Source organism: Sphingobacterium sp. MYb388 (assembly GCF_037479535.1).
GTDB lineage: Bacteria > Bacteroidota > Bacteroidia > Sphingobacteriales > Sphingobacteriaceae > Sphingobacterium > Sphingobacterium anhuiense.
Map to the genome: position 1 here is coordinate 98,555 of NZ_JBBGYV010000003.1, position 25,561 is coordinate 124,115.

Genomic DNA, 25,561 nt, shown 5'->3' on the forward strand with positions numbered 1-25,561 from the left:
GGTTATATTCCTAAGCAGTTATTTTCTTTGTAAAATAGAGATGTCGCTTTTCGATGTATTGCACCGATTGCTATTCCTGAAAAAGGGATATGTTTAAATCCTTGTTGTAAAAGAAAGTCAATAGCAGGTTGGTAGTGTGCCCTTTCTGAATCGTCCAATATCAATACACCGCCAGTGCTCAATTTTTCAATGGCACTTTTACAGCAGGCAACGCGCTTTCTGCCATCAACAATAACAATATCAAAAAGCTGGTCTTCCTGATTTATTGCGTTGATATAGTCGTCATTTTCTAAAGAAATGTTCTTAATATCGACATTGGCAGGCATTTGATTTTTGATACGTTCAAACCAATTTTTATCATGTTCTACAGCAGTTACTTTTTTGACATGTTTTGCATAGAATAAGGTTGAATTGCCTGCTCCGTATTCAAAAAGTAATAAATCTTTATTTAAGCGACCATCAATAAAATCTAAAAAGGAGTAAGTGAGCCAAGGGATTGGATTTCCATTCGGATCTAATGATTCTTTGTTTAAATAGGAGTTGATCCAGCCTGTCTGAACGAAATATCCCTTAAAGGCCAAGGATAATAACCCCTTAATTAATTTGCTATTGAATAATGATTGGTAGCTACCTGTTTTTTCCATTTTTTAGATTTTATTAGTGGAAATAAACTTAACGATTTATTTTCGAAAATCTTTCTTTTATCGTAGATAAAAGCCCCAACAGGAAGAGGGATTTTATCATTAAAATAGCATTCGGACGAGTCCTTTTAATGAAAAGAAGGAAAAAAGTCGAAGCAAAATAGGCGATCAGGGTTGCATAAGCAGCTCCAATAATTCCAAATTTTGGTATGAAGAAATAATTCAGCACGACATTAACAATTGCACCAAAAGCTGTTCGGTATAAGGTGATCTTTGTAAGTCCCTCAGCAATGAGATATTGTGCACTCGCTGTTCCTAAGAAAGTAAATACACCTGCCCAAATATGCACTTGAAGCGTATGCAGTCCTGGTGCATATTCTGGCTTATAATATTTAAAAATAAAAGGGGCGAGAAATGTAACAACCAAAGCAACAGATACGCTAACAAAAACCATAAGCTCATATAAGTTTCCTAGTCTTTTTTGATATAACTCAGGACTCCCTTTTCGGGCATTCATTATGGCGGGAAATAATGATGTGGAAATAGCAACAGGTATAAAATACCAACTTTCGCTAAAATTTACCACAACCGTATAAACTCCTAATGCTGATTTACCCAATATCGCGTCGATCATCAATTGGTCGATCTTCATGTAAAAGGTAATAAACAAAGAAGAGAAGGCTAATGGCCAGCCTTGTTTGATCAATTCTTTAGCGGTAGTGGCATCATATTTCCATTTGGAAATATGATGTCCCAGTTTACGGTAGAGTGCTAAATATCCGATTTGTAAAATAAGAACATCAATAACTAAAGTCCAGATGAAAGCATCTAATGGGGCTTTTAACAGAATTAATATCAGTTTTATAGCAGCAGAAAGAATGTTTCCTCCTACCTGTACGATCATAATCATCTTACCCTTCACCTTCGCTTGAAAGAAGCTATCGATGATCTGAACGGCCTGTATGATGCATATAAAGGAGACAAGTACAATCTGTTTAAAAGTAGCAGCTGGGGCTTCTGGTGCGTACTGAGCGATGAAAAAGTAAGTGATGTAAATAAGCGGCAAGACGAGTAAACCCGTTATGATACGAATGCGTAATGCCGAACCTAAAAGCTCATTTTCCTTTTCAGGATGCTGAATGATTTGTCGGGTGATGAGGCCATCGGTACCCATTGTGGAAATGCCTGTAAAGAAAGCAAGCAAAACTAATGGATAACTGTAAGTACCGAAATTTGCACTCCCTAAGTAGGAAGGTAATGCAACAGTTGTGACCAACATCTTGATAAACAGGGATCCTACACGGGCCATTAAAAGCCAACCCGTGTTTTTGAAATATTTTTCGAATGCCTCTGGATTAAATCCTGGTAATGCCGGTATTTTCATTATGATGCAAACCTACTGATTTTTTAGAGGTTTGCATGAGAATCCCACCGTATTATTACAATACATTAATCGTATTGGAGAATTCGATTAAGCTCGGGTGTGTTGGATTAAGGTCTGTTACAAGGTAATTGACATCATGAATTGGAACAACTTTCATCTTCTGCACTGAGTTTAATTTTTCGGCAATGCTTAAGATAACTAGTTTGCTTGAACATTTAATCATGGCCTTTTTAATTTGGACAACTTCCCAATCAGAATCTGTAACGCCATCTTGAGTGGAAAGACTGTTTGTCCCTAATAAACAAAGATCTACTTTGATATCAGAGAGCTCATTAGTTACTTGAGATCCCGATACGATATTTGTATTCCTGGAAAGTTTTCCACCAATTAAAATAACTTCTAAATTTGGTTTTTCAGCTAATTCTAATGCAACAAGGGGGCTGATCGTAAATATGGTACATTGTAGACTGTCAGGTACTAGTCGAGCAAGTTCAATCATCGTTGTACCTCCGCCAGCAAGAATGGTCATGCCATTTTGAAGTAAAGTAATTGCTTTTTTAGCGATTTCCTTTTTAGCTTCTTTCGCATAAACATTTCCATCTTGAAAAGGAAATTGAAAAGATTTGGATAAGGCTCCACCGTAAACCTTTAGTACTTTGCCATTTTCCGCTAATTCATTTAAATCACGACGTATCGTGTCTTCAGAAACATTGAGCTGAATGCTTAAATCTGAAGATAATACTTTATTGTGCAGATTTATTTGGTGTATAATAAAAGCTTGTCTTTCCTCTTTTAACATGACAGATAGTTTATATAGTCGAAATAATTTATATACAAATGTAATTAAATGAAGGTATAAAAAATAAAAGTATTTTAACCGTTATCTTTATTTTTTATCTGCGTTACTCCCGCTTTAAATCGCGGTTTAAAACCAGTCGGTTTGCTAGCAGGTTCAATGGGATCCTCTTTAACAGTTTGATCCTTTTGCTCTTCTGTTTTATGTTCCGTATTTATCGGTTCTGCTGTAGTAGCTTGTTTTGTTAGTCCTGCTTTAAATCTAGGTTTAAATCCAGCAGGTTTGTTTGCTGCTTCAGCAGGCGTGTCCTGTTGGTCCGTTTTATCAAGCTGTGCATCTACTTTTTGTTCCGCATCTGTAGGTTCTGCTGCAGTCGCCGGTTTTGTTACTCCAGCCTTAAATCTAGGTTTAAATCCAGCAGGCTTTTTTGCTGTTTCAGCAGGCGTGTTCTGTTGATCCGTTTGATCAAGCTGTGCATCTACTTTTTGTTCCGCATCTGCCGGTTCCACTGTAGTCGCCGGTTTTATTACTCCAGCCTTAAATCTGGGTTTAAATCCGGCAGGTTTGTTTGCTGCTTCAGCAGGCGTTTTCTGTTGATCCGTTTGATCAAGCTGTGCATCTACTTTTTGTTCCGCATCTGCCGGTTTCACTGTAGTCGCCGGTTTTGTTACTCTAGCCTTAAATCTGGGTTTAAATCCAGCAGGTTTGTTTGCCGTTTCAGCAGGTGTGTTCTGTTGATCCGTTTGATCAAGCTGTGCATCTACTTTTTGTTCCGTATCTGTCGGTTCTACTACAGTCACCGGTTTTGTTACACCGGCCTTAAATCTGGGTTTAAATCCAGCAGGTTTAGTCGTAATATCTGCTGGAAGATCAACTTGTTCTTTTTTATCGTCGGTGTTTTCTGTACCGGAAGCGGGTTCGGATACAGGTGACGATGTTACTCCGGCCTTAAATCTAGGTTTGAATCCGGCCGGTTTTGCTGTTACTTCTTGTGATATGGCAGCATTCTGCGTTTTTTCGACATCCTCATTTTTCAATTCTGTTTCAGTAGCAGGAACTATGGCAGGTTTTACCATTGTTTTAAAGCGTGGTTTAAAACCTGTAGATGGAGTAGCCGTTTCAGCCGCAACAACTTGTTTTTCTTTTACAATTGGAGCAGGTTGTTGTATTTCTTTCTTGTCAACTATTACCTCCTCTAATCGATAACTTTTTCGGAGTCTATTGAACCAAAATTTCTTGGTATGGTCAAAACTTTTTGCACCCATGGCCACATAGTGCTTTTTAAATTCTTCATAAAGTGAGTTGTCCGCTTTTTTTAAAGCAGTTAAATCAATCTTTTTTTTAGCGAAAAATTCTTCAAAAGTCATCCTGAAAGTATTTAGTCTATTACAAATGTATACTATTTTATTAAGCTTTAATAGCTTGGGTGCTATTTTGAAATAATTTTGGGTATAAAAAAAGAGCGACAAGCGCTCTTTTTTTATGTTGTCAGAAAAATATTAAGCCATGTTGTGGTATACAGCTTGAACATCATCATCTTCTTCAATTTTGTCGATTAGTTTTAGTACATCTGCAGCATCCTCTTCCGAGATATCAGAATGTGATAAAGCAATACGTTCTAGTTTTGCAGAAGAAACTGCTATACCTTTTTCCTCAAGTAGACGTTGCATATTTCCAAAATCTTCAAATGAAGTTTGGACAACAACTACATCATTTCCCTCTTCATCAGATTCGACGTACAATTCTTCGAGACCGCCGTCAATGAGTTCTAATTCTAATTCCTCTACATCCAGATCTTCTGTTGCAGGAAATCTAAAAAGAGATTTACGGTTGAAAATAAAGTCTAGAGATCCTGTTTTACCCAATGTTCCACCAGCTTTGGTGAAATAGCTGCGTATATTGGCTACAGTTCTATTCGTGTTGTCAGTTGCTGTTTCAATTAAGATAGGCACTCCGTGAGGGCCGTATCCTTCATATACATATTCTTCATAGCCTTTGGAATCTTTTTCAGAAGCTCTTTTGATAGCTGCTTCTACACGATCTTTAGGCATATTTACAGCTTTCGCATTGTTTATCGCTGTACGTAATCTAGAATTTGATTCTGGATGAGGACCACCTTCCTTCACCGCAATTGCAATTTCTTTTCCTAAACGCGTAAATTGGATTGCCATTTTGGCCCAGCGTTTAAACTTACGTTCCTTTCTAAATTCGAAAGCTCTTCCCATGTTATATTTTGTTTGTTTTAAGATTCTCTATCATTTCGACAGTAAGCTTTGCTAAATCAAAAGCAGGCTTCCAGTTCCAATCTGCTCTTGCTGGAGAGTCCTCAATACTAGCTGGCCAAGAATCTGCAATGGCTTGTCTAGGATCATTCTCCGAGTAAGTGATTGTAAAATTAGGAAGAATTTTTTTAATTTCTTCAGCTAGTTCTTTTGGCGTAAAACTTACACCTGTTAAATTATAGCTTGAGCGAATCGTTAAACTTTCTTTTGGTGCATCCATCAACTGTAAAGTACCGCGGATAGCATCGTCCATATATAACATCGGTAGTGCTGTATCTTCAGATAAGAAACACTCATACGTTCCTTTCTTCAGTGCGTCATAGAAAATATGAACAGCATAATCTGTTGTACCTCCTCCTGGTTCAGCTTTCCATGATATAATACCCGGGTAGCGAATGCTACGGATATCTAATCCACGGTTTTCTTGATACCATTCAACTAGTCGTTCGCCGGCAAGTTTGCTGATTCCATAAATGGTATTTGGATCCATCACACAGTATTGGTCTGTATTCGTTTTAGGCGAATGAGGTCCAAATACTGCGATTGAGCTCGGCCAAAATATTTTTGACACCTTATATTCAACTGCAAGATCAAGCACATTGAGCAGACCGTTCATGTTAAGGTCCCAAGCTTTTTGTGGATATATTTCACCAGTCGCCGATAACATGGCCGCTAATAAATATACTTGTGTTGGTTTATATTTTTGGAAAAGGGATTCTATTGCACTTTTGTCAAGTACATTAAGGGTTTCAAAGATTTCCCCGTCCTTTAAATTTTGAGGTTCTCTAATGTCGGAAGTAACGACATTTTCAATACCAAATTTTTCTCTTAAAGCTGTAGCCAATTCAGTTCCGATTTGACCATTTGCACCGATTATAATAATGCTTTCTTTCATCGATGCAAATATAGTATTTTTATTATCCTAACCAATGCTTTGAAACCATTGAAATGACTGTCGAATATTCTTTTTTTAGTCTCATAAAGTCTTTACTGTCACGATATTCGGATCATTTGCTGTTTCGTTTTAGCTTTTTTTTGAGCTTTTTTTAGCTCTTTTTTTTAGTGTTTATTTTTCATTTATGACGCTTTTCTAGGAGAGCAATCGATTGCTTATTTTTGCATTGTGTAACGTGACATGTGTTGATTTATTTTATTATGAAAAGTTGTAATTTTAGAATAGTTCAGCGGGATATTATTTTAAGATATTTTATTAAAAATAGCATTAGGCTATTGATATTACTATTGATTAATCTATTTTTTTGCAATAATCATTAAATATTAGCCCTTAATTTCGTAAGTTTGAGAAATAAGAATGTTCTCATTTGTACATTCGTAATACATTTTATAACAAATTAAAGAAAAAGTAGCAAGATGAAAGTCGCAGTAGTCGGCGCAACAGGCCTTGTAGGTACTGAGATGTTAACAGTGTTAGCAGCGCGCAATTTCCCAGTTTCAGAATTAATTCCAGTAGCTTCAGAGCGTAGTAAGGGTAAGGAAATTGATTTTAAGGGAAAGAAGTATAAGGTGGTTACTCCATCTGAAGCTATTGCTTTAAAACCTGATGTTGCTTTGTTCTCTGCTGGTGGAGGTACTTCTTTAGAGTATGCGCCATTATTTGCCGCTGCTGGAATTACAGTTATTGACAATTCTTCTGCTTGGCGTATGGACCCGACCAAGAAATTGGTTGTTCCGGAAGTTAATGGAGATGTATTAACTGCTGAAGATAAAATTATAGCCAATCCAAACTGTTCAACCATACAGATGGTCGTTGCTTTAAAGCCGTTGCATGACAAGTATAAAATTAAGCGAGTTGTCGTTTCTACTTATCAGTCTGTGACTGGTACAGGGGTTAAAGCTGTCGAGCAATTGATGAATGAGCGTGCGGGTATTAAGGATGGCGAGAAAGCTTATGCTTACGAGATCGATTTAAATGTTATTCCTCAAATTGATGTATTCCAAGAAAATGGTTATACAAAAGAGGAAATGAAAATGATTTTGGAAACAAATAAGATTATGGGTGATGATTCCATTAAAGTGACTGCAACTACCGTTCGTATTCCAGTAATGGGTGGACACTCTGAATCATTAAATATTGAGTTTGAGCGTGATTTTGATTTAGCAGATGTTCGTGAAGCATTAGCCGCTCAAAGCGGTGTTATTGTCGTTGATGATCCAGCTAATTTGCAGTATCCGATGCCAAAAGATGCACACGGTAGAGATGAAGTATTTGTCGGCCGTATTCGTCGTGATGATTCACAAGCAAATACGTTAAATATGTGGGTAGTTGCAGATAATTTGCGTAAAGGTGCCGCAACTAATACCATTCAAATTGCAGAAACATTAAGAGAAAAGGGATTAATTTAATCTGATCTTCATATACGTAAAGAGCTATATCAACACATTGATATAGCTCTTTTTTGTTTTGGGACCTGCTCCACCATTGTATTTCCTCTTAATTGCACATCAACCACTTTAAAATAATCTTCTCTCTTTTACTCATTACAACTAAAGCCCCTTCTTATTTTCAACCTTTCTTGTACGATATTACTGCTTTATGTACATAAAAAGTGATTGGAGTCCACATCAAAAGCAATATTTCTTCACTTAGCGCTTGTGTTTCAAATGCTATTTTGTGGATTGATTTCTTGTAGGTCTACGCTAGGGACCTGCTAAGAACCAAATAGGGCCCAACTTATAGATGTGAGTAGGGTGTGAAAACTGTGTTCCCAAAGAGAAAGCACGATGTAATATGGACTTACCGTGGTTAAACTTATAACATGGTACAAATTTGGTCATAACCTGCTCCCTCGCTGTTCGGTTTTATTACCGTTAAACTTGCGCTAATTCTAGCTACTGTATTTGTCTTCTTATTCTTTAATTTACGGTACTGCTCTTAGAGTCTCTCGTCAATGAATAGGTTGTGACGTATCTGAGATGCGCTTCCGAATCAATCTTTTAAAATGTGGTAATAGAAAATATTAGGATAATATGTTAGACACTCCAATACTTGAATTAAATTCATAGGTTGGTTTACTTTTCATGCTTATTCTTTGGCGAATGCCTCCGTATCTCTGGAGCGTGAGAAATATCGATTTGGCTTCAGGATGAATAATCTAACCAACAGTAATTATTTCGCGGGAGATGGAGTTATTGTGGCGTAGATGCCTCGTAACCTTGTAACGAAAGTAGTCTTAAGTTGTAAAATAAAGCCGAATCAACGAAGTGCGATTAATGGTTCGCCTCACTTCTCGATGTTACCTTGCTTAGGAAAGCTTTTTTTAATAATAAAGCGGCTGTATTAGAATACAGCCGCTTTATTATTTAGTATTTTTCTTTAACTATTTTACTGGAACAAATTTCCAAGTATCGTAGTATTTGTTTGATCCGTTTTGACCAGTAGTGATATACCCTACATTGTCGATTCCAAATCCAACAGCATCTTGTCTAACTTGACCTTGGAAACCTTGGTTGTCAGCATTCCAAACATCAGTTGTTGGGTTATATTCCCAGATCGTGTTGATTGTCGTGTTTTTTCTACCACCTACTACATATGCTAGATTGTTCAATACAAAAGTAGATGCGCTTGAACGTGTTAAGTTGTATGTGTAAGAGTTATCACTACGATCTAAATCATTTAATGGAGTCCATTTGGTACCATCAAATTTAAAGAAATCTTCAGGGTATGAGCTATTGTCGATACCACCACCTACGTAAGCGACGTTATTGATCACAAAAGCAAATCCATATCTTCTGTTCGATTTTAATGGGCTTTCTACAGGAGTCCATGAATTATTTGTAGGATCGTATTTGTAGAATGATTTAACGTTAGTATTATTATCGTTCCCTTTAGAACCAGTACCTACATAACCGAAACCACCAATTGAAAAAGCAACTGCACCATAACGAGCTGCGTCAGCAGGTAGGTCAGCAATTTTAGTCCAAGTGTTAGCTGAAACATCATATTTATAGAAATCTGACAATGCATTTGCTCCATCATAACCAGACCCTACATATCCATTGTTTCCAATTGAAAAAGCAACAGCTGAGTAACGAGCTGAGCCAGGGAATTCAGCCTTTTGAGACCAAGTTCCTGAGGTTGCATTATATGCCCAAATATCTTTTTTAGGCACAGATACTTGACCTTCTGTAGCAAGACCAGTTGCTACATAAGCGATATTGTTAATTAAGAAAGATACTGCCCCACTTCTTGCGCCACCATCGAAAGCAGAACCTTTAGTCCATTCTGTTACCTCATCTGTAGTATCATCATCCTTTGATTTACAAGAGTAAGTAGAGAAAGTAACGACGCACGCTAATAATATTAGTAGCCAATTTTTCTTGTTCATAAACTGTTAAAATTTAGTATATAAGATGTTTAATTTTATTCTTGGTTTGTTATTTGCATCCTTTGCAATAATAAGTCGATCTGTAGTTGCGAATAAACTACTTTGCGGCACACTCAAGAATAAAGATGTGTTAAAGTAGCTATCTTTTTTTATATTATTAACATATTCGATCATATTAAACGTATATTTTGCATTTCCACCGAACTCATCACCTCCTGCTAAAATCCCATATTGCGTAGGATCCTGCTGTCCTTGTTGCTGTAAGAAGGGAGGCGTAGTAATAATACTTACCGGATTTCCACCAGCGTTTGCGATCATCAGCACGACACGAGCAGGCGGGATAAAAAATGAATTACGATATTTGTTTTCTGTTTCTATAACGAGTTCGACCTTATTGATCGCTACAGTTGGATCGTTAACTAAATCCAATAATGTTGGAAAAGTTAATTTAACGACTGCTCCTGTGCTACCTTCCACAAATACATCACCGTTCGTCGTGGTGCTTTTCAATTCTGGATTTGTAACACTTAAAGTGTTGAATGCTGTACCTGAACGGTCAGCTTCTACATTATTAAACTGATAGGCTTTGTTACCCAAATTAAATGAAGTGGATTTACTCACTTTAAATCCTTCGTCGTTTATATAGTTATAATGCACCTGCATACTCACGGTATCTTTAAAACCGATCATTGCCGTGTTATTATTTCCAGCAACAAGTGCTATTCCTTTGAAGTATTCATTGAAATTGTCATTGGATGCAATATTTCCATGACCATCTTTGATATAAGAAAATAGCGTGTTTCCTAAGTTGTCATTTAGTCTGATTGCGATTGAATCTAATTTTTTGACAAAAGGTTTGAATGACAAGGACCCTAAAGCTGTTGGTTCGTAAGTGAATTTTTGATTATTATAAACAGCTGCCCCATTGACATAATACGGTAATTCATTTGTACCGGATCCCGTACTGACTTCTTTTAATGTAATCTGCTGCGTTAATTGGTGAACAGATAATGTTTGTGTTTTCGTTGTATCTCCGTAGAAATATTTGTTCGGCTTTAATACAAACGTAATGGAGTCGTATTTTGCTGCTGTTGGGATTGAACCGGCTATAATGTTATCGATAGCCATGCGCATATAAGACGTCGAAAGAACAGATCCTGTTGTAGTATTCGAAATTTTTCCGGCTAGAATCATTCCTGTTCCAGACGTTGGTACATCATCTAACAGATAAGTAGATGCATTCACCTGAAAGGTATCGATAGGAACTAATCCTATGGATTCATCTCTTGAATTGTCTAAAGAGAGCGAAATATCTTTATTACAAGCTGAAATGCCTATCAGTAATAACGCTGAGAATAAAAATTGAATACTACGTCTCTTAAAATTTCTTATCATGCTTAAAAATTGAATATTGCAAATGTAATCAATGCGCATTGTTAATCAGTGTTATATTTTGTTAAATATGGTTAATTACCAAGGCGAATGCAAATCTAGTAATTTAAATTTGTTTTTAATTATGGCAAATAAGTTTAAATTATTGATAACACTTTCGGTATTAACAGGTATCGGGATGATTAGTATCTTGGGTATATGGCTCTACGGAAGTTACAATAACCGGCTTGATCTGTTCCTTTCTTCAGCAGAGCGGAGTATGTTTAATGTTGTGCAAGATGTGTATCAAGCCCATAGCAATGATCTAAAAAGTGATCAGGGCGGGGCATTGGGGAAATTACGGAAAGAATTAAAAGCAAAGTATACAGATGCTGAAATTGATACGCTATTTAAAGATTTTGGATCCTATTACAAACAGTCAAAAGCGGGGTCATCTCGAGGAGGAAAGACGATGGGATTATCTTATCCGCACGGGAAATCTGGAGGAGAAATGATGGCGCCTTATTTATTTTCACAGATCGGTGTCACTCCAGCGATGATCGAAGAAATAAATGAAAAATTTGCCACCGCTTTAGAAGCTAAGGGAGTCCGTGCAGAATATGATGTTACGACCGATATTTTTCCGAGGGATAGTCTGTTTGCTATCCGTAAGGAGTATAGAGCAAAAAAGTTATCGTGGACAAGACCGATATTGATAGACGCTTCGGACAGTCGCTTTTTAATCGTCAAATTTAGGCAGGTATGGAAAAATCTCTTGTTTGATTTAGGATGGCAGCTGGGCATTGCTATACTTTTGATCAGTATTTTTATCGGTTCATTTCTTTATCTCTTTAAAACGATCTTTCGACAGAATCGATTAGCTGAGATGCAAAAGGCATTTGTGAATAATATGACGCATGAGCTGAAGACCCCTGTCTCTACTGTCATGACTGCTATCGAAGCGATTCAACTCTACGGGGTAAAAAATGATCAGGTGAAGATGGATCGTTATTTGGCCATTTCCCGACGTGAGCTTGATCACCTTTCGGATATGATTGATCGAGTTCTTCAATTGGATGTTGATGAACGAAAAGGTCTTAAACTTGACAAAAGCGAGATTGATCTGATGCTCGTTTTAAACAATGCGGCAGACACCTTTCGAATCAATGTCAGTAAGGAAGTGAAGATTTCAGTGAACAGTTCCGTTCCTACATTAAGGTTACATGCCGACGAATCACATCTGCGCAATGTTGTTAATAATTTATTAGAAAATGCTGTCAAGTATTCTGGAGATGTGGTTACTATCACTATTGATGTCTGTGACCATTCCGATTATATAGAGTTTAGTGTTTCCGACAAAGGAAAGGGCATCGCTTTGGAGTACCAGAAGGAGATTTTTGGTATGTTTTTTCGGGTTCCTGAAGGCAATCTACATCCAGTCAAAGGCTTTGGAATCGGCTTGGCGTATGTTCGTCAGGTAATACTGCAGCACGGAGGTAAAATTACAGTGAAAAGTAGTCCAGGTAAAGGTAGTACCTTTACTATTAAAATACCTAAATAAGCAGATTTATGATTGATATCTTATATGTTGAAGATGAAGCGAGCCTGGCACTTATTGTTGCTGATAGTCTGGAGATGAACGGTTTTTCGGTAAGACATTGTCATGATGGGCAGGAGGCTCTTCGTTTATTTGAAAAGCAAAAGCCAGATATCTTGCTTATTGATGTGATGATGCCAGTGATGGATGGCTTTACGTTGGCTACACATATAAGAGCCTTAGACAGTCAGGTGCCGATTATTTTCCTTACTGCTCGTGTGCAGACAGAAGATGTTGTTAAAGGCTTTCACTTGGGGGCGAATGATTATGTAAAAAAACCTTTTCGTATTGAAGAGTTGGTCGTTCGTATCGAATCACTGGTTAAGGGCAGTCCTAAAATGCAGCTTAGTCAAAATCTCATGATCGGAGATTATGTCTTAGACAGCTTGAGACAGACACTTAGCTATAAAGGCGACAGTATTAAGTTATCTTACCGGGAAAGTGAATTGTTACGCAGCCTGTATGAAAATAGGAATCAGGTAATTCCTCGTGAAGATATCATGAAAGCCTACTGGAGTTATGATAAATATTTTTCTGGAAGAAGCTTAGATGTATTTATAAGCCGTATCCGAAAATATTTAAATCAGGATCCACGTATCAAAATTACCAATATACGGGGTATAGGTTATATGCTTTCTGTTGAGTAATTGATTTGAAAGCTATGAAGTGCTATGTTTTCTGGACTTTTGTCACCTCTTGATAATATTATTTTCAAGTTACAAATGATGGTCTTTCGAAAAGAAAAGAATAAGTATATTTAAAGGAGTGATATGAAAATTGCGCCCTATTGATGCGTGTCAATTATGAAGAACGAAACAAATAATTTGCTTTTATATTTAGGAAGATTATAATTGGGTATAAACGCAAATTTATCTAAGTTTGTACGCTGTAAAAGGGAATAAAAAAATGAAAGATAGTGTATTGAGTAGAAAAGAGAAAATTGTTCGTGAGGCATTGAATTTGTTCTCAGAACAAGGTTATGCAGATACCTCTACCAAAGCTATTGCTCAAAATGCAGGTGTGTCTGAGGCTTTAATTTTTAAACATTTCGGAAATAAGGATGCTTTGTTGGTGCACCTTATTAAAGCGGGCTATCGGAAAGTGCTGACACATCATAAAGGTATGATGACTTATCGTGATTCGAAGGACTTTTTACGTAAGATGATCAATTTACCTAGTAAGCTGGTCGCTGATGAGCCTATCTTCTGGAAATTACAAGAACGTCTTTCCCATCATCCTTTTTCAAGACAGCAGCATGAACAATTTATGAAACCGGTGCAGGCAATTATTGTGCGGGCTTTTAAGGAACTGGGATATAAAAATCCGGATCTGGAAACGGAATTTTTGTTAATTGTTATTGATACTTTATGGAAAAAGGAAGCTAATGGTGAACTTGATCATGCGATGGAACTAGCCATATTATTGGAAGAGAAATATAACTTGATATAAGTTATATTTTTTTGTTCGACAATGCAAGTTTATGCATGTTTCATAAAATTGTTGCACAAACTGTTTTTTATTGTGTGAAAAATACCCGTAATTCGTATTCTATTTTAAACAAAAAATTATGTTAAAAAAACTAGCTTTGGGTGTTGCCGCACTGGCATCTTCCATCTCTTTTTCACAAGCTCAAGATAAGAAGGATTTTGTGAAATATATTAATTCTCCCCATGCTTGGGTTGATTCTGTATTTAACAGCTTGACACCTAAAGAACGTATCGCCCAACTTTTTTTGGTGCGTGCCCATACCAATCTGGGACAGCGTTATATTGATTCTGTAGCACAGGTTGTTCAAGATGAGCAATTGGGCGGTCTTGTTGTATTTCAGGGCGGGCCGGTTCGTCATGTGGATATGTTCAATCGTTATCAGCATCTTTCAAAAGTGCCTTTATTGATCACTTTTGATGGAGAATGGGGTTTAGGCATGCGTCTTCCCGATTCAACTTTATCTTATCCATATCAGATGACCTTGGGAGCTATACAGAATGATCAATTGATTTATCAAATGGGCCAAGAAGTTGCAAAAGATTTTCATCGTATCGGTATGCATTTTAATTTTGCTCCTGTTGTTGATATTAACAATAATCCGAAAAATCCAGTTATCGGGTTCCGGTCTTTCGGCGACAATAAAGAAAATGTTGCAAAAAAAGCTAAAGCATATATGGATGGTATGATGAACGGTGGTATTATATCATCATTAAAACATTTTCCTGGACATGGCGATACAGATGTTGATTCACATCATGACTTGCCGCAATTGACCTTTACTAAGGATCGTCTAGAGGCTTTGGAAATGTTTCCATTTAAAGAATTAATTCGTGCTGGTGCTCCTGCTATTATGGTCGCTCATATGAATATTCCAAGTTTAGACCCTACTCCCAATATTCCCTCTTCCATTTCAAAACCTATTGTGACAGGGATACTACGTGAAGAATTAGGTTTTCGTGGTTTAACAGTAACCGATGCAATGGATATGAATGGTGTGAAAAAATTTTTCCCAAATGGTGAAGCTGACGTGATGGCTATTATTGCAGGTCATGATTTGTTGGAAGTATCTGAAAATAGTAAACGCGCTATTGACCTTGTATTGAAAGCAATCGGGGAAGGCCGAATCAATCAAGCGGATTTGGATGCACGTGTTAAAAAAGTACTCGCGTCAAAGCTATGGTTGGGCTTAGATCAATATCGTGATGTGAATACCGGAAATCTATATGCGGATCTGAATAGAACTTCTTCAAAGCAGCTGATAGACCAATTAGCCGCATCATCGGTCACGGTTTTGAAATCTACGGATAAAATAAAATCATTTAAAAATTCAGAAAAAACGGCAATTGTCAATATCGGATTAAAATCCCCAGGTACTTTCCAGCGGATAATGGACGATGCCCTCGCCAATGAAACGCAATATTTTGTTACGGATGAAACCAGTGAGGCTGATTTAAAAAATATCATCAAAGAAGCAAAGAGAAACAAACAGATTATACTTGCGATCCATGATACACGTTCACGTCCAAGACCTGAAGTGCCAGCAAATGATGGTGTAAAGCATTTGATTAAAAAATTGGCTAAGAAATCAATTGTTACTTTCTTTACCAATCCTTATGCATTGGATGGTTTTAAAGGCGTCCATAAAAGTAAAACCATTTTAGTTGCTTATCAAAATGATGATTTTATGCAACGTGCTGTAGCAAAAACAATTTTAGGACAAAATATTGCTACAGGGAAATTACCTGTTACCATCAATAAATATTTCAAGTACGCGGCGGGTAAATAACTGGCAGCAATTCTTATAAACAAAGAAGGGGCTTATTATTGATAAGCCCCTTCTTTGTTATGGATAGAAATATATTTATTTTTTTTCTTGGATGATCATATCTGTCATCACTTTAGCACTTTCATCCTGTACAAAGTCAAATTCCATTTTAGGTTGTGGCTTGCCCTCTTCCCATAAAGGTAGCCCTCTTTGTTTCAGTAAAGCATTCACACGATCTCTATTTTTCTTCTGAAAATCATCACGCTCTTTTTTAAACTTATCGAGTTGTAATGGAATTTTAGTTCCCTCGTCGCGTTTTTCGAAGGTTGCAATATCTTCCAGTAAAAACTTGTATTCAGTCGAGTTTTTCATTCTCGCTTCGTGTTCTTGTTCTAGTTTTTTGTTCAATGCTGTTAAGTCCGCTACTTTTTTATATGTACTTGATTTGATCTGATCCCAAGGTAAAGCAGAAGGCTCGGAACTCTCACCGAATTTTTCTGCAGAATACTGCGTTGGGAATGTCACATCGGGACTTACACCTTTATGTTGTGTGCTGCTACCATTTACACGGTAGAATTTTCCTAATGTAATATTGATCTGACCATATTCTGGTGCACCATTTGGTGTATCAGGATCTTTTTCGTTTTGTGCTTTTAATAATAATTTACTTGTAGGACTGATCACACGTGCCATATCAACAGCAGATTGTACTGTACCTTTACCGTATGATTGAGAACCTAAGATAACACCGCGGCCATAATCTTGTATTGCTCCAGCAAAGATTTCAGACGCTGAAGCGGAGAAACGGTTGATCATAACACCCAGTGGACCATCCCATGAAACGCCTGCGTTTCTATCTTCTTCCACATCGATGGTATTTCGGACATCACGTACCTGTACTACTGGTCCTTTGTCAATAAATAAACCTGTCAGGTCGATAGCTTCCGGAAGTGACCCACCACCATTGAAACGTAAATCAATCAAAACTGCATCAACTTTTTCCTGTTTTAAGGTATCCAGCAATAAGCGCACATCGCGGGTCGTACTTTTATAGTTTGGATCACGCTTACGGTATGCTTCAAAATCCATGTAAAATTTTGGTATGTTGATGACACCAACACGATAATTCTTGCCATCAGCACCTTTAACAGTTAAGATTTCTTTTTTCGCAGATTCTTCTGCTACTACAATTCGCTCTCTTGTTAATGAGACTATTTTCGGGTGAGATCCAACCGGCTGACCAGCAGGTAGAATTTTTAAACGAACAATTGTTCCTGCAGGACCTTTGATTTTAGCTACTGCTGCATCTAATCTCCAGCCAATGATATCCTCAAATTCGCCATCTTTCCCTTGTGCCACACCAACGATTTTGTCATCAATGGCTAAGCTTTTATCTTTAAATATCGGTCCGCCAGGAATGATTTCACTAATAGTCACCATTTCATTGTCTATTGTCAATCGTGCACCGATACCTTCAAATGTATTAGCCATACCTTCATTGAAAGCCTGTGCAAATGATGGGTTGAAATACGATGTATGTGGATCAACCGCATCAGTTAATGAAGTCATGATTACTTGGAATGCATCATTTGAATTTATTTTCTTTCCCTGAGAAATTAAATTGTTATATCTTTTGCGAAGGGTTTCCTTCTGTTTAGTTTCTGTACTATCTGTTTTTTTAACAGTTGTCATTTCCAGATTCAGCAAATCATATTTCACACGGTGTTTCCATTGTGTATCAGCTTCTGCTGTGTTTTTGAACCAGCCTAACTTCTCACGGCTTGGTAAATAGCTTTCATCGATCGTGAAGTCTTGTTTTACATCTACTTGCTTCAACGCATATTGCATGCGTTCTAAGTAGCGTTTAGAGTATACATTGAAAATATGAAAAGGAGCAGATAGGTCACCATTACGGAAATCCTGTGCGATTGAATTTCGGTATTGCTGAAACTCGTCGATATCAGATTGCAACAAGTAGTTTTTCCCCTGATCTAAAGATTTAATTAAGTTATCAAATACGATTTTAGATATGGAATCATTCAGCTGTACTTTTTTATAACTGGTCGATTCTAAAAGTCCAGCAACTTCTTTTGCTATGACTTCGTGTTGCGCGCTAGGCTTTAGACCTCCCTCTACTTCGCTTAAATTAACACGGGGCTTCGAGCCACAGGAGACAATTGAAATAACAAAAAGGGTGAATATTAGCTTTTTAAACATATTTTCTATAATTTTAATAGTCATTTTTATATATTGAGATAGCGCTTTAAATCCAAAGAGCTAAATTTAAATAATTTCAGTTCATAAATTTCAACAAATCAACAAATTTATTTGATATTTTAATTGAAAAATATGTACTATTTTATATTTCTTTTAATAATAACTCATTTTAATGAAGTTAAGTATGTTTTCTGAAAAACCAACCGTTCCTGTAATAATAATGTTATCTAATCAATCATTCCTAAGATAGCATCATTATATCTTGCGAATGATCGATTCAGTCTATACATAAAACTGTTTAGGAAGGCCCATTTATAAAACTGAAAACTAACACTAATAAATAACCGAGTGCAACGAGCTCATTTATACCATTGAAAACTAACACTAATAAATAACCGAGTACAACGAGCTCATTTATACCATTGAAAACTAACACTAATAAATAACCGAGTACAACGAGCTCATTTATACCATTGAAAACTAACACTAATAAATAATTTTTTCTTATGAAAGCCTTAATAATGACAATCATATGTTTTTGTGCCACAGAAACGAGTTTCGGTCAGCTTAAGCCTGTGCGTTACTCCGACGGAGACCAGGCATTAGCTGGTTTAGTAAATACAGATGCAGGCGAGGGTGCTCCTGGAGTTTTGATTCTCCCTGCTTGGATGGGTATTGACGATGAAGCGACACAGGCGGCAGTACAGCTCAGCAAGGAAGGTTATATTACATTTGTTGCAGACATCTACGGAGAAGGAAATAAACCCACTACTGGTGCTGAAGCGGGGCAACAGGCTGGAAAGTATAAGAACGATCCTGAAGCATATCAGAGAAGGATCCGTTTAGCACTAGAACAACTTGTAAAAGCTGGAGCAAGTCCACGTCGTTTGGCTGTGATCGGCTATTGTTTCGGTGGTACGGGAGCGCTTGAGGCGGCTAGGGCCGGTATGGAAGTGCAAGGTGTTGTTTCCATACATGGCAACCTTGGTAAAGGTAACCGTCCAGATGGCCCCATCAAAACCAAAATACTGGTTCTACATGGCGCTGCAGATCCTCATGTATCTCCGGAAGAGATCGCTAATTTCAGAAAAGAGGTGGAGCATGCAGGAGCAGATTGGCAAATGATCTATTATGCGGCCGCAAAACATGCCTTTACCAATCCTGCCAGTAGTGATTTCGAACCTTTAGCAGCGCAGCGTTCGTGGAAACATCTACTCATATTCTTACAGGAAATATTGAAATAAAAGCTTGAAATCTATTCAGATCATTCAAGCAGGTTACAGCTTCATTTATAAATCTTTAACCTGCTTGAATGTCGCTTTTAAGGTTGTGAAGTTTTGATAAGTTTTATCAGCCTCTTCAAAGTCTTTTAGATGTATGTACACTTCACCAAGTTTATCTAATACAGCGAGCTCAAGGGGTACATTTTTCCTTTCGCGGGCTAGTAGAAGCGTAGATAAAAATTCTTTTTTGGCTATTTTAAAGTTTTTATCTAACAATTTTGATGAAGCCAGCAGATATTCAATTGCCGGTAACTCATTTGTGATCTTTTTATTTTCTGCTAGTTGCTGTGCCTGAAGTAGAAACCATTGTGCCTCCGTGTATTTATTTTGCTCAAAATAAACCTGTGCTAATTGCTCCCAGGCAATTATTTTATCTTCATAAGCTTTCGCTTTATTATAGAGCGGTATCGCTTTTCTGATGATATTTTGTTCGGCTTCATGATAATTTCTCTTGCCACTTTTGGCTAATGCTATTTGCATCCAGGCATTTGCTTGGTCATGATAGTCTTTAGATTGAACTGCCAGATTTAAATTTTCCTGAGCTACAACACTAGCTTTTTCAAAATTACCGGAATAAAGTAGCACTGCCGCTAAGTTTTGATGTAAGACAATACGATCCAGTTTATTGCTTTCTTTTGCCGCAATCAGGATTGCATTTTCAAAATAGGAAATTGCTTGATCGGGTAAATTATTATTGATTGCAAATAGCCCTGCTTCATTTACTAGCGCGAGGTTTACTTGATCATCGTAATTTTGTCTGATGCGGTTCAAGAGTTCATTCCATGTTGCTAAGTCCGTAGGTTCTGGATTCATTAAATATTGAAACCGTCCTATATTCGGTAGACTATTAACTTGGGTGAGTAACGTTTTATAGCGAAGTTCTTGAGCAATCTTTTTCGCATAATCTTTTCTCATATTGCTATCAAATATGTCAATCAATTGCTCCGTTCTTGACTTAGGTGGCGGGACAAAATATACCTTTGGACCTATTCCTTTGAAATTACTGTTATACTTTGTTATTGAACCAGTATAATCTTTGGTTAATTCCTGCGCATAAGACACGAAGCATAATGCCACTATATAAGCACTACTGAGAAAGGCTATTTTCCAAAATTTCTTTTTAATCATGTATAATACCTGCTGTTGGTGAGGATATTGCAAATATGACGAAAAAATATGTGAAATATTGTTAAAGTGTTGTTCAGAATAGGTTTCAGTTTCTTTTTAAAGATACTCCAAACGATCTTTAGCTTGTTTTAGTTATAATAATGAAAAAGTCCTTAAGTACAATTTAATATGATTTGAGAAAAAATCATATTAAATTGTAACTTTTTGATGGATAACCGCAATTTGTAACGATCAAATTTTAAGCTTTCAAATGTGTTCTTTAATTTCGAATCCGGATCACCCATATGAACTATTAATCTGTATTGATGATTTGCAATCTAGGCGAGCAGTATGGCTTTTGCTCCACCATTTATCTATGTCTAAGATGTCCTCTTTTTTTCTGTATTAAACTAAGGACATGAATTATAAAAAACCACTAAAATGAAAAAACCAGCACTATTTGCGTTATTTTTTGCACTGAGTAGTATCGCAATAGCACAAAAGAAAACCGATCGCCCCAATATTGTATTTATAATGGCAGATGACCTGGGTTATGGTGATTTAGGAGCTTATGGACAGCAGATTATTGAAACGAAACATCTGGATGCTTTAGCAAAGGAGGGGATGCGTTTTGATAATTTCTATGCAGGAACTTCGGTCTGTGCTCCATCCCGATCTGCACTGATGACGGGCCAACATACTGGCCATACGCCTGTGAGAGGTAATAAGGAATTGGAACCAGAAGGACAGCAACCTTTAGCCGATTCGGTACAGACTATTGCTATGTTACTGCAAAAAGCAGGTTACGCGACTGGTGCATTCGGAAAATGGGGTCTTGGTATGGTGGATACTTATGGATCGCCTCGTAATAAAGGTTTTGATGAGTTTTATGGCTACAACTGCCAGCGTCAATCGCACCGTTATTATCCGACACACCTGTGGCATAATCAAGAGCGTATTGAGCTTGAGGGTAACGGTTTATTGGCAAAAGGGCAGTATGCTCCTGAATTGATCCAAGAAAAAGCATTGGAATTTATTGATAACAATAAGGATAAACCATTTTTCTTATATGTTCCCACCGTACTTCCTCATGCCGAGTTGTCTGGTCCTGATGATCAATATTATGAACAATATGCCAACAAGTTTGAAGAAAAAGCGCATAAAGGAAATGACTACGGACCAAAAGCTACGATTCCAGGATATGCTTCTGTTGCTAAGCCAAGAGCTACTTACGCCAGTATGGTAAGTCGTATGGATGCACAGGTTGGACAGATTGTTGCGAAGCTGAAGGACTTAAATTTGTCAGATAATACGATTATCGTTTTTACAAGTGATAATGGTGCGCATCGTGAAGGTGGTGCAGATCCCGATTTTTTCAACAGTTCGGCAGGTTTACGGGGTTATAAACGTGATCTATATGAGGGTGGTGTAAAAACTCCTTTCATTGTTTATTGGCAAGGAAAAGTTGCTCCTGGCACTACCTCCAATTATTTAGGAGCATTCTGGGATGTCCTGCCGACTTTAGCTGAAGTGGCAAAAGCAGGTAAACCACAATATACAGATGGTCTTTCTTTTGTTCCGACATTATTGGGAAAACCTAAAAAGCAAAAGCAGCATGATTACCTATATTGGGAATTTCATGAAGATGGCGGCCGTCAAGCAGTGCGTCAAGGTGACTGGAAATTGATTTTGCAAAAAGTGAGAAGTGGAAATCCTGTTGCTGAACTGTATAATCTAAAACTAGACCCGAAAGAACAAAATAACTTAGCGACAAGTAATGTGAAAAAAGTTGAAGAATTACGTAAAATGATTGCAAAAGCACATGTGGAAACGCGTGATTTTCCTTTAGTTTCGAAGTAACGAAGTAAATCGTGAAGTAGTAACGAAGCAATTATCTACTTCGTTACTACTTTACTTGTCACCTCTTTACTATCTAATCATCACATGTGGCTGTTGATGATAGGTTTCGCTTTTATAGAAACGGATCAGAAAATCAATCGTTTCACTGTTTAGTGGATAGAAAAACTGCTCATTGATTTCCTTTTCGTATAATTCGTAATAATGTTGTACAAGCCCAACGGAGTAAAATTTCTGAACCAGGAGCTGCAATAGATTTTGCGCATAACTGATCGGTTCGTTTTCATTTTCTACATAGTATGGATTATTCTGTAGCGGGAATAGCGTTTCTATTCCGCCGAAAAATTCTAGACCTATTTTCGAATTATAGAATGCTGTAACTGGAATAGCTCTTGCCTCATTCGGATTTGCAACCTCTTCGATTGGCGGTAATCCCACCTGCTCGCGGTACGTATTGGTCAGATCGCGGATATAGTTGCTGATTTCAGATTCTTCCATAAATGCCAGCTGACCCTGATGTTTTTTAACAAACAGCTCCTTCAGGTCTGCAACTTGTTGTGCCGCCTTTTCGATAAGTGTTGTTTTTCCGTGCAATGCTTCGACAACATATGCTTGATCCATTTCCTGATCGGAAGTTAGGTCAATCTGATCCCTTTCGACAGCAGACATCATACCCGATAGGTTCCAGGTTCCTTCCCATGGTACAATCTCCATATAAAAGAGTTGATCAGCAGTAGGTTCCTGAAAGTTCTGAATCGAATTTTGATTGACCAAGAAAATTTCTCCAGTTGTCAGGTGTTTCAATTCTAAACGGCCCTCTTCCACTTTTTTAAATTCAAAAAAGCTATCAATTCTGTTGCCGATGGTTCTTAGATTCTCATGTTGCGGATGGTTAGTATCTACAGTCGAAGCAACAAATTCACAGGATCTCAGCGCTAATAAGTGCAGGCGGAAAAAAGTGAAATGATTGTCTCGAACACGGAAAGTCATTTGATTTAAGTAGGCCGGGTCGTGCTGATAGCGTCCTAAGTCAGCGATATCCATATGCTGCATCAAACTGTTATAATAATAGCCACCGGTGATGTAATTGGTCGCAATTACCTTCTCAGCATAGTTGCGTACTTCAAGATAATTGGCATCTGTAGCTAGCGTATACTCTTTTTGTAACAGCGTATTTTCAGGTGCAGTCTCATAATATTCTTCCAAAACAGCATAAGCAAGATCGGTCACCAAAGCTAGTAAACGGCCTTCTTTATCCAAGAAAAGGTGCGGGTTACGCTCACTGAAAAACAACCATGAAAGGACCAATACATCTTGCGGATTGATATCTTCCGGGTAATAGTCTGTCAATGCTGCATCTTCGAAAAAAGGGAGCATTTTTCCATAAAGTGCCTGGTGTTCTTTTCTGAAAGCATCGAAAAGTTTTGTTCCGGAAACCACATCCTCCAGATAGCAGGTCAAATAAACACTGAGTGTTTTAATCATTTCAGGTCTTATCAGGGCATCGGTTTCTTCTTCATCAAACCAGAGTGTATTTAAGGCATCCTGTATATCATTGGCTACTTCTAAATAAAAACGATCGGCATCCGATCTTCCTTGATAAGGGTGCTGTCCCAGCCAATCCTGTATATAAATGCGGTTTTTTTTCATTTAATTATTTGTTTTAATAATGCGTGTTAGCACTTTATTGTATTATTGAGCTCGTTTTACTCGGTTTAATGGTAATGAGGCTATCATGAGCAGCGATTTAGAAATTTTGAAGCTCATGATGGTTTCATTAAATAATTTGTTTTAATAATGCGTGTTAGCTCTTCATTGTATTATTGAGCTCGTTTCACTCGGTTTTAATGGCAATGAAGCTAACCTAAGCCAAGTATTAAAGATTGCTTCAGCTCATGTGGGTCATATCGATTCAATGCTCATTCAAAAATAACCAAATTTTTGAATTCCATAAATTGATTGTGAAGTAAATGGACATTTGGCAATATCTTCTTACTTTTGATGTATGGCTACACGAATTCCACTGGCAGAGCGCATGCGTCCCAAGAAATTGGAAGATTATGTTGGACAGCAACATATTATCGGTCACGATGCGGTATTATATCATGCCATCCAGCAAAAAAATATTCCATCCATGTTACTTTGGGGTCCTCCGGGAGTTGGGAAGACCAGCCTTGCACTCTTGATGGCCAAAGAATTGGGGCGGCCCTTCTTTTCCTTAAGTGCTATTCAGGCCGGTGTGAAAGACATTCGTGAAGTTATTGATAAAGCAGAGCGACTGATGAATTTAAATCAGGAACAAGCAGCTATGAATTTTAATCAGGAGCAACCCATTCTGTTTATTGATGAGATTCACCGTTTTTCTAAATCACAGCAGGATTCTTTATTAGGTGCTGTTGAACGGGGTTTAGTGACGCTTATCGGGGCAACGACAGAAAATCCTTCTTTCGAAGTTATATCTGCACTATTATCGCGCTGTCAAGTTTATGTTCTTGAACACTTAAGTTCCGAAGACCTGATCGGCCTAGTGGAGAAATCATTGCATGAAGACGAATACCTGAAAGCATTAAATATTGAGATTGAAGAGTATGAGGCTATTTTACGTCTTTCCGGTGGCGATGCCCGTAAGCTCTTAAATGTGCTCGAACTGGTCAGTAATGCTGCAGTACTTCATCATGAACCGATTACGAATGCATTTGTGCTGAAGCAGGTACAGCAGAATATGGCTATTTATGATAAGACAGGTGAGCAACATTACGATATCATATCTGCTTTTATCAAATCGATCCGTGGATCAGATCCCAATGCAGCCATTTATTGGCTGGCACGTATGATCGAAGGGGGGGAAGATCCTTCTTTCATTGCTCGTCGTCTCCTGATATTGGCTTCTGAAGATATCGGCAATGCCAATCCCAATGCTCTACTGTTAGCGAATACGTGTTTCCAAGCTGTTAATGTCATCGGATGGCCCGAATCGAGGATTATTTTGGCGCAGGCCGTGACTTACTTGGCCAGCTCTCCTAAAAGCAATGCCTCTTACGAAGCAATCAATAAGGCACAAGCTATCGTGAAGCAAACGGGAGACCTTTCCGTACCCCTTCATTTGCGAAATGCGCCGACTAAATTGATGAAAGAGCTTAACTATGGAGCCGAATATAAATATGCGCACGCCTATCCTGGAAATTTTGTGTTGCAGGAGTTTTTGCCCGATCAACTGAGCGGTATGACTTTATACGATCCAGGTAAAAATCCACAGGAAGAAAAGTTAAGACAGGGATTACGCGATAAGTGGAAGGAAAAATATCGGTATTAATTAGGGCGTTATCGGAGTAAGTTGAAACTGTTTGTTTTCCTTAAGGAGTCTTTTGTAGTATTTCTGTCCACATTTTAAATCTCAGTGGATATTGTTTACCTTTGCTCGGATAGG

The 25,561-nt window shown here is 37.7% G+C and carries 19 protein-coding genes; 8 read left to right on the top strand and 11 right to left on the bottom strand.

The genetic code is table 11. From position 1 onward, the window contains the following. Nucleotides 1-2: 2 nt before the first annotated feature. The 6 genes from WH188_RS11010 to WH188_RS11035 all read right to left on the bottom strand — a co-directional run bounded on the left by WH188_RS11010 (nucleotide 3) and on the right by WH188_RS11035 (nucleotide 5,998). A complete protein-coding gene (locus WH188_RS11010; RefSeq protein WP_021191412.1) occupies nucleotides 3-644 on the bottom strand; it encodes an SAM-dependent methyltransferase in 642 nt (213 codons plus the stop codon). A gap of 28 nt (nucleotides 645-672) precedes the next feature. Continuing rightward, the gene (locus WH188_RS11015) at nucleotides 673-2,025 is read right to left on the bottom strand and encodes a flippase (protein WP_132769919.1); all 1,353 of its coding nucleotides are present in this window, start codon (nucleotides 2,023-2,025) and stop codon (nucleotides 673-675) included. Nucleotides 2,026-2,080: 55 nt separating this feature from the next. Continuing rightward, complete coding sequence (locus WH188_RS11020) at nucleotides 2,081-2,824, bottom strand: DeoR/GlpR family DNA-binding transcription regulator (protein ID WP_021191414.1); 744 nt, start codon at nucleotides 2,822-2,824, stop codon at nucleotides 2,081-2,083. Nucleotides 2,825-2,898: 74 nt separating this feature from the next. Continuing rightward, on the bottom strand, nucleotides 2,899-4,188 hold the full coding sequence (locus WH188_RS11025) for a hypothetical protein (RefSeq protein WP_339423919.1): 1,290 nt from the start codon (nucleotides 4,186-4,188) through the stop codon (nucleotides 2,899-2,901). A 132-nt stretch (nucleotides 4,189-4,320) separates the two neighbouring features. Beyond that, on the bottom strand, nucleotides 4,321-5,046 hold the full coding sequence (locus WH188_RS11030; RefSeq protein ID WP_021190283.1) for a YebC/PmpR family DNA-binding transcriptional regulator: 726 nt from the start codon (nucleotides 5,044-5,046) through the stop codon (nucleotides 4,321-4,323). A 1-nt stretch (nucleotide 5,047) separates the two neighbouring features. Beyond that, nucleotides 5,048-5,998 carry an NAD-dependent epimerase/dehydratase family protein gene (locus WH188_RS11035; protein ID WP_168127802.1) on the bottom strand — a complete coding sequence of 317 codons (951 nt, stop codon included), beginning with the start codon at nucleotides 5,996-5,998 and terminating at the stop codon, nucleotides 5,048-5,050. Between the two features lie 476 nt (nucleotides 5,999-6,474). On the opposite strand from WH188_RS11035, the gene WH188_RS11040 reads away from it, so the two are divergent. Then, the gene (locus WH188_RS11040; RefSeq protein WP_021190281.1) at nucleotides 6,475-7,467 is read left to right on the top strand and encodes an aspartate-semialdehyde dehydrogenase; all 993 of its coding nucleotides are present in this window, start codon (nucleotides 6,475-6,477) and stop codon (nucleotides 7,465-7,467) included. A gap of 974 nt (nucleotides 7,468-8,441) precedes the next feature. On the opposite strand, the gene WH188_RS11045 is transcribed toward WH188_RS11040, so the two are convergent. Both WH188_RS11045 and WH188_RS11050 read right to left on the bottom strand, forming a co-directional pair. Further along, nucleotides 8,442-9,449: a Kelch repeat-containing protein gene (locus tag WH188_RS11045; RefSeq protein WP_132769911.1), complete on the bottom strand. Its 1,008-nt coding sequence runs from the start codon at nucleotides 9,447-9,449 to the stop codon at nucleotides 8,442-8,444. 6 nt (nucleotides 9,450-9,455) lie between these two features. Next, on the bottom strand, nucleotides 9,456-10,844 hold the full coding sequence (locus WH188_RS11050) for a DUF4270 family protein (protein WP_165905887.1): 1,389 nt from the start codon (nucleotides 10,842-10,844) through the stop codon (nucleotides 9,456-9,458). Between the two features lie 121 nt (nucleotides 10,845-10,965). Between WH188_RS11050 and WH188_RS11055 the strand changes: the two genes are divergently transcribed. The 4 genes from WH188_RS11055 to WH188_RS11070 all read left to right on the top strand — a co-directional run bounded on the left by WH188_RS11055 (nucleotide 10,966) and on the right by WH188_RS11070 (nucleotide 15,691). Beyond that, entirely contained in the window at nucleotides 10,966-12,381 is a 1,416-nt protein-coding gene (locus WH188_RS11055) for a sensor histidine kinase (protein ID WP_208700878.1), read from the top strand. Between the two features lie 8 nt (nucleotides 12,382-12,389). Beyond that, nucleotides 12,390-13,064 carry a response regulator transcription factor gene (locus tag WH188_RS11060; protein ID WP_132769905.1) on the top strand — a complete coding sequence of 225 codons (675 nt, stop codon included), beginning with the start codon at nucleotides 12,390-12,392 and terminating at the stop codon, nucleotides 13,062-13,064. Nucleotides 13,065-13,323: 259 nt separating this feature from the next. Next, nucleotides 13,324-13,866, top strand: a complete 543-nt coding sequence (locus WH188_RS11065; protein WP_021188632.1) for a TetR/AcrR family transcriptional regulator — start codon at nucleotides 13,324-13,326, stop codon at nucleotides 13,864-13,866. Between the two features lie 118 nt (nucleotides 13,867-13,984). Further along, nucleotides 13,985-15,691: a glycoside hydrolase family 3 protein gene (locus WH188_RS11070; RefSeq protein WP_206368576.1), complete on the top strand. Its 1,707-nt coding sequence runs from the start codon at nucleotides 13,985-13,987 to the stop codon at nucleotides 15,689-15,691. 75 nt (nucleotides 15,692-15,766) lie between these two features. On the opposite strand, the gene WH188_RS11075 is transcribed toward WH188_RS11070, so the two are convergent. Next, complete coding sequence (locus WH188_RS11075) at nucleotides 15,767-17,887, bottom strand: carboxy terminal-processing peptidase (RefSeq protein WP_132770105.1); 2,121 nt, start codon at nucleotides 17,885-17,887, stop codon at nucleotides 15,767-15,769. A gap of 506 nt (nucleotides 17,888-18,393) precedes the next feature. On the opposite strand from WH188_RS11075, the gene WH188_RS11080 reads away from it, so the two are divergent. Beyond that, the gene (locus tag WH188_RS11080) at nucleotides 18,394-19,131 is read left to right on the top strand and encodes a dienelactone hydrolase family protein (RefSeq protein ID WP_021188630.1); all 738 of its coding nucleotides are present in this window, start codon (nucleotides 18,394-18,396) and stop codon (nucleotides 19,129-19,131) included. Between the two features lie 45 nt (nucleotides 19,132-19,176). Here WH188_RS11080 and WH188_RS11085 read toward each other — a convergent pair whose 3' ends face one another. After that, entirely contained in the window at nucleotides 19,177-20,298 is a 1,122-nt protein-coding gene (locus WH188_RS11085) for a tetratricopeptide repeat protein (RefSeq protein WP_339423920.1), read from the bottom strand. A gap of 420 nt (nucleotides 20,299-20,718) precedes the next feature. On the opposite strand from WH188_RS11085, the gene WH188_RS11090 reads away from it, so the two are divergent. Continuing rightward, nucleotides 20,719-22,137 carry an arylsulfatase gene (locus WH188_RS11090; RefSeq protein WP_339423921.1) on the top strand — a complete coding sequence of 473 codons (1,419 nt, stop codon included), beginning with the start codon at nucleotides 20,719-20,721 and terminating at the stop codon, nucleotides 22,135-22,137. Nucleotides 22,138-22,206: 69 nt separating this feature from the next. Here WH188_RS11090 and WH188_RS11095 read toward each other — a convergent pair whose 3' ends face one another. Then, complete coding sequence (locus WH188_RS11095) at nucleotides 22,207-23,784, bottom strand: DUF3843 family protein (protein ID WP_168127799.1); 1,578 nt, start codon at nucleotides 23,782-23,784, stop codon at nucleotides 22,207-22,209. Nucleotides 23,785-24,139: 355 nt separating this feature from the next. Between WH188_RS11095 and WH188_RS11100 the strand changes: the two genes are divergently transcribed. Continuing rightward, nucleotides 24,140-25,447 (top strand): replication-associated recombination protein A, encoded by a 1,308-nt coding sequence (locus WH188_RS11100; protein ID WP_132769894.1) that lies wholly within the window; start codon nucleotides 24,140-24,142, stop codon nucleotides 25,445-25,447. Nucleotides 25,448-25,561: the final 114 nt, after the last annotated feature.

What these genes read in the sequence shown, in the direction of transcription:
- WH188_RS11070 (WP_206368576.1), top strand. Translation starts at nt 13,985, where the DNA reads ATGTTAAAAAAACTAGCTTTGGGTGTTGCCGCACTGGCATCTTCCATC.
- WH188_RS11100 (WP_132769894.1), top strand. Translation starts at nt 24,140, where the DNA reads ATGGCTACACGAATTCCACTGGCAGAGCGCATGCGTCCCAAGAAATTG.
- WH188_RS11030 (WP_021190283.1), bottom strand. Translation starts at nt 5,046, where the DNA reads ATGGGAAGAGCTTTCGAATTTAGAAAGGAACGTAAGTTTAAACGCTGG.
- WH188_RS11095 (WP_168127799.1), bottom strand. Translation starts at nt 23,784, where the DNA reads ATGAAAAAAAACCGCATTTATATACAGGATTGGCTGGGACAGCACCCT.
- WH188_RS11050 (WP_165905887.1), bottom strand. Translation starts at nt 10,844, where the DNA reads ATGATAAGAAATTTTAAGAGACGTAGTATTCAATTTTTATTCTCAGCG.
- WH188_RS11010 (WP_021191412.1), bottom strand. Translation starts at nt 644, where the DNA reads ATGGAAAAAACAGGTAGCTACCAATCATTATTCAATAGCAAATTAATT.
- WH188_RS11035 (WP_168127802.1), bottom strand. Translation starts at nt 5,998, where the DNA reads ATGAAAGAAAGCATTATTATAATCGGTGCAAATGGTCAAATCGGAACT.
- WH188_RS11045 (WP_132769911.1), bottom strand. Translation starts at nt 9,449, where the DNA reads ATGAACAAGAAAAATTGGCTACTAATATTATTAGCGTGCGTCGTTACT.
- WH188_RS11085 (WP_339423920.1), bottom strand. Translation starts at nt 20,298, where the DNA reads ATGATTAAAAAGAAATTTTGGAAAATAGCCTTTCTCAGTAGTGCTTAT.
- WH188_RS11080 (WP_021188630.1), top strand. Translation starts at nt 18,394, where the DNA reads ATGAAAGCCTTAATAATGACAATCATATGTTTTTGTGCCACAGAAACG.
- WH188_RS11020 (WP_021191414.1), bottom strand. Translation starts at nt 2,824, where the DNA reads ATGTTAAAAGAGGAAAGACAAGCTTTTATTATACACCAAATAAATCTG.
- WH188_RS11025 (WP_339423919.1), bottom strand. Translation starts at nt 4,188, where the DNA reads ATGACTTTTGAAGAATTTTTCGCTAAAAAAAAGATTGATTTAACTGCT.
- WH188_RS11065 (WP_021188632.1), top strand. Translation starts at nt 13,324, where the DNA reads ATGAAAGATAGTGTATTGAGTAGAAAAGAGAAAATTGTTCGTGAGGCA.
- WH188_RS11055 (WP_208700878.1), top strand. Translation starts at nt 10,966, where the DNA reads ATGGCAAATAAGTTTAAATTATTGATAACACTTTCGGTATTAACAGGT.
- WH188_RS11090 (WP_339423921.1), top strand. Translation starts at nt 20,719, where the DNA reads ATGAAAAAACCAGCACTATTTGCGTTATTTTTTGCACTGAGTAGTATC.
- WH188_RS11060 (WP_132769905.1), top strand. Translation starts at nt 12,390, where the DNA reads ATGATTGATATCTTATATGTTGAAGATGAAGCGAGCCTGGCACTTATT.
- WH188_RS11040 (WP_021190281.1), top strand. Translation starts at nt 6,475, where the DNA reads ATGAAAGTCGCAGTAGTCGGCGCAACAGGCCTTGTAGGTACTGAGATG.
- WH188_RS11075 (WP_132770105.1), bottom strand. Translation starts at nt 17,887, where the DNA reads ATGTTTAAAAAGCTAATATTCACCCTTTTTGTTATTTCAATTGTCTCC.
- WH188_RS11015 (WP_132769919.1), bottom strand. Translation starts at nt 2,025, where the DNA reads ATGAAAATACCGGCATTACCAGGATTTAATCCAGAGGCATTCGAAAAA.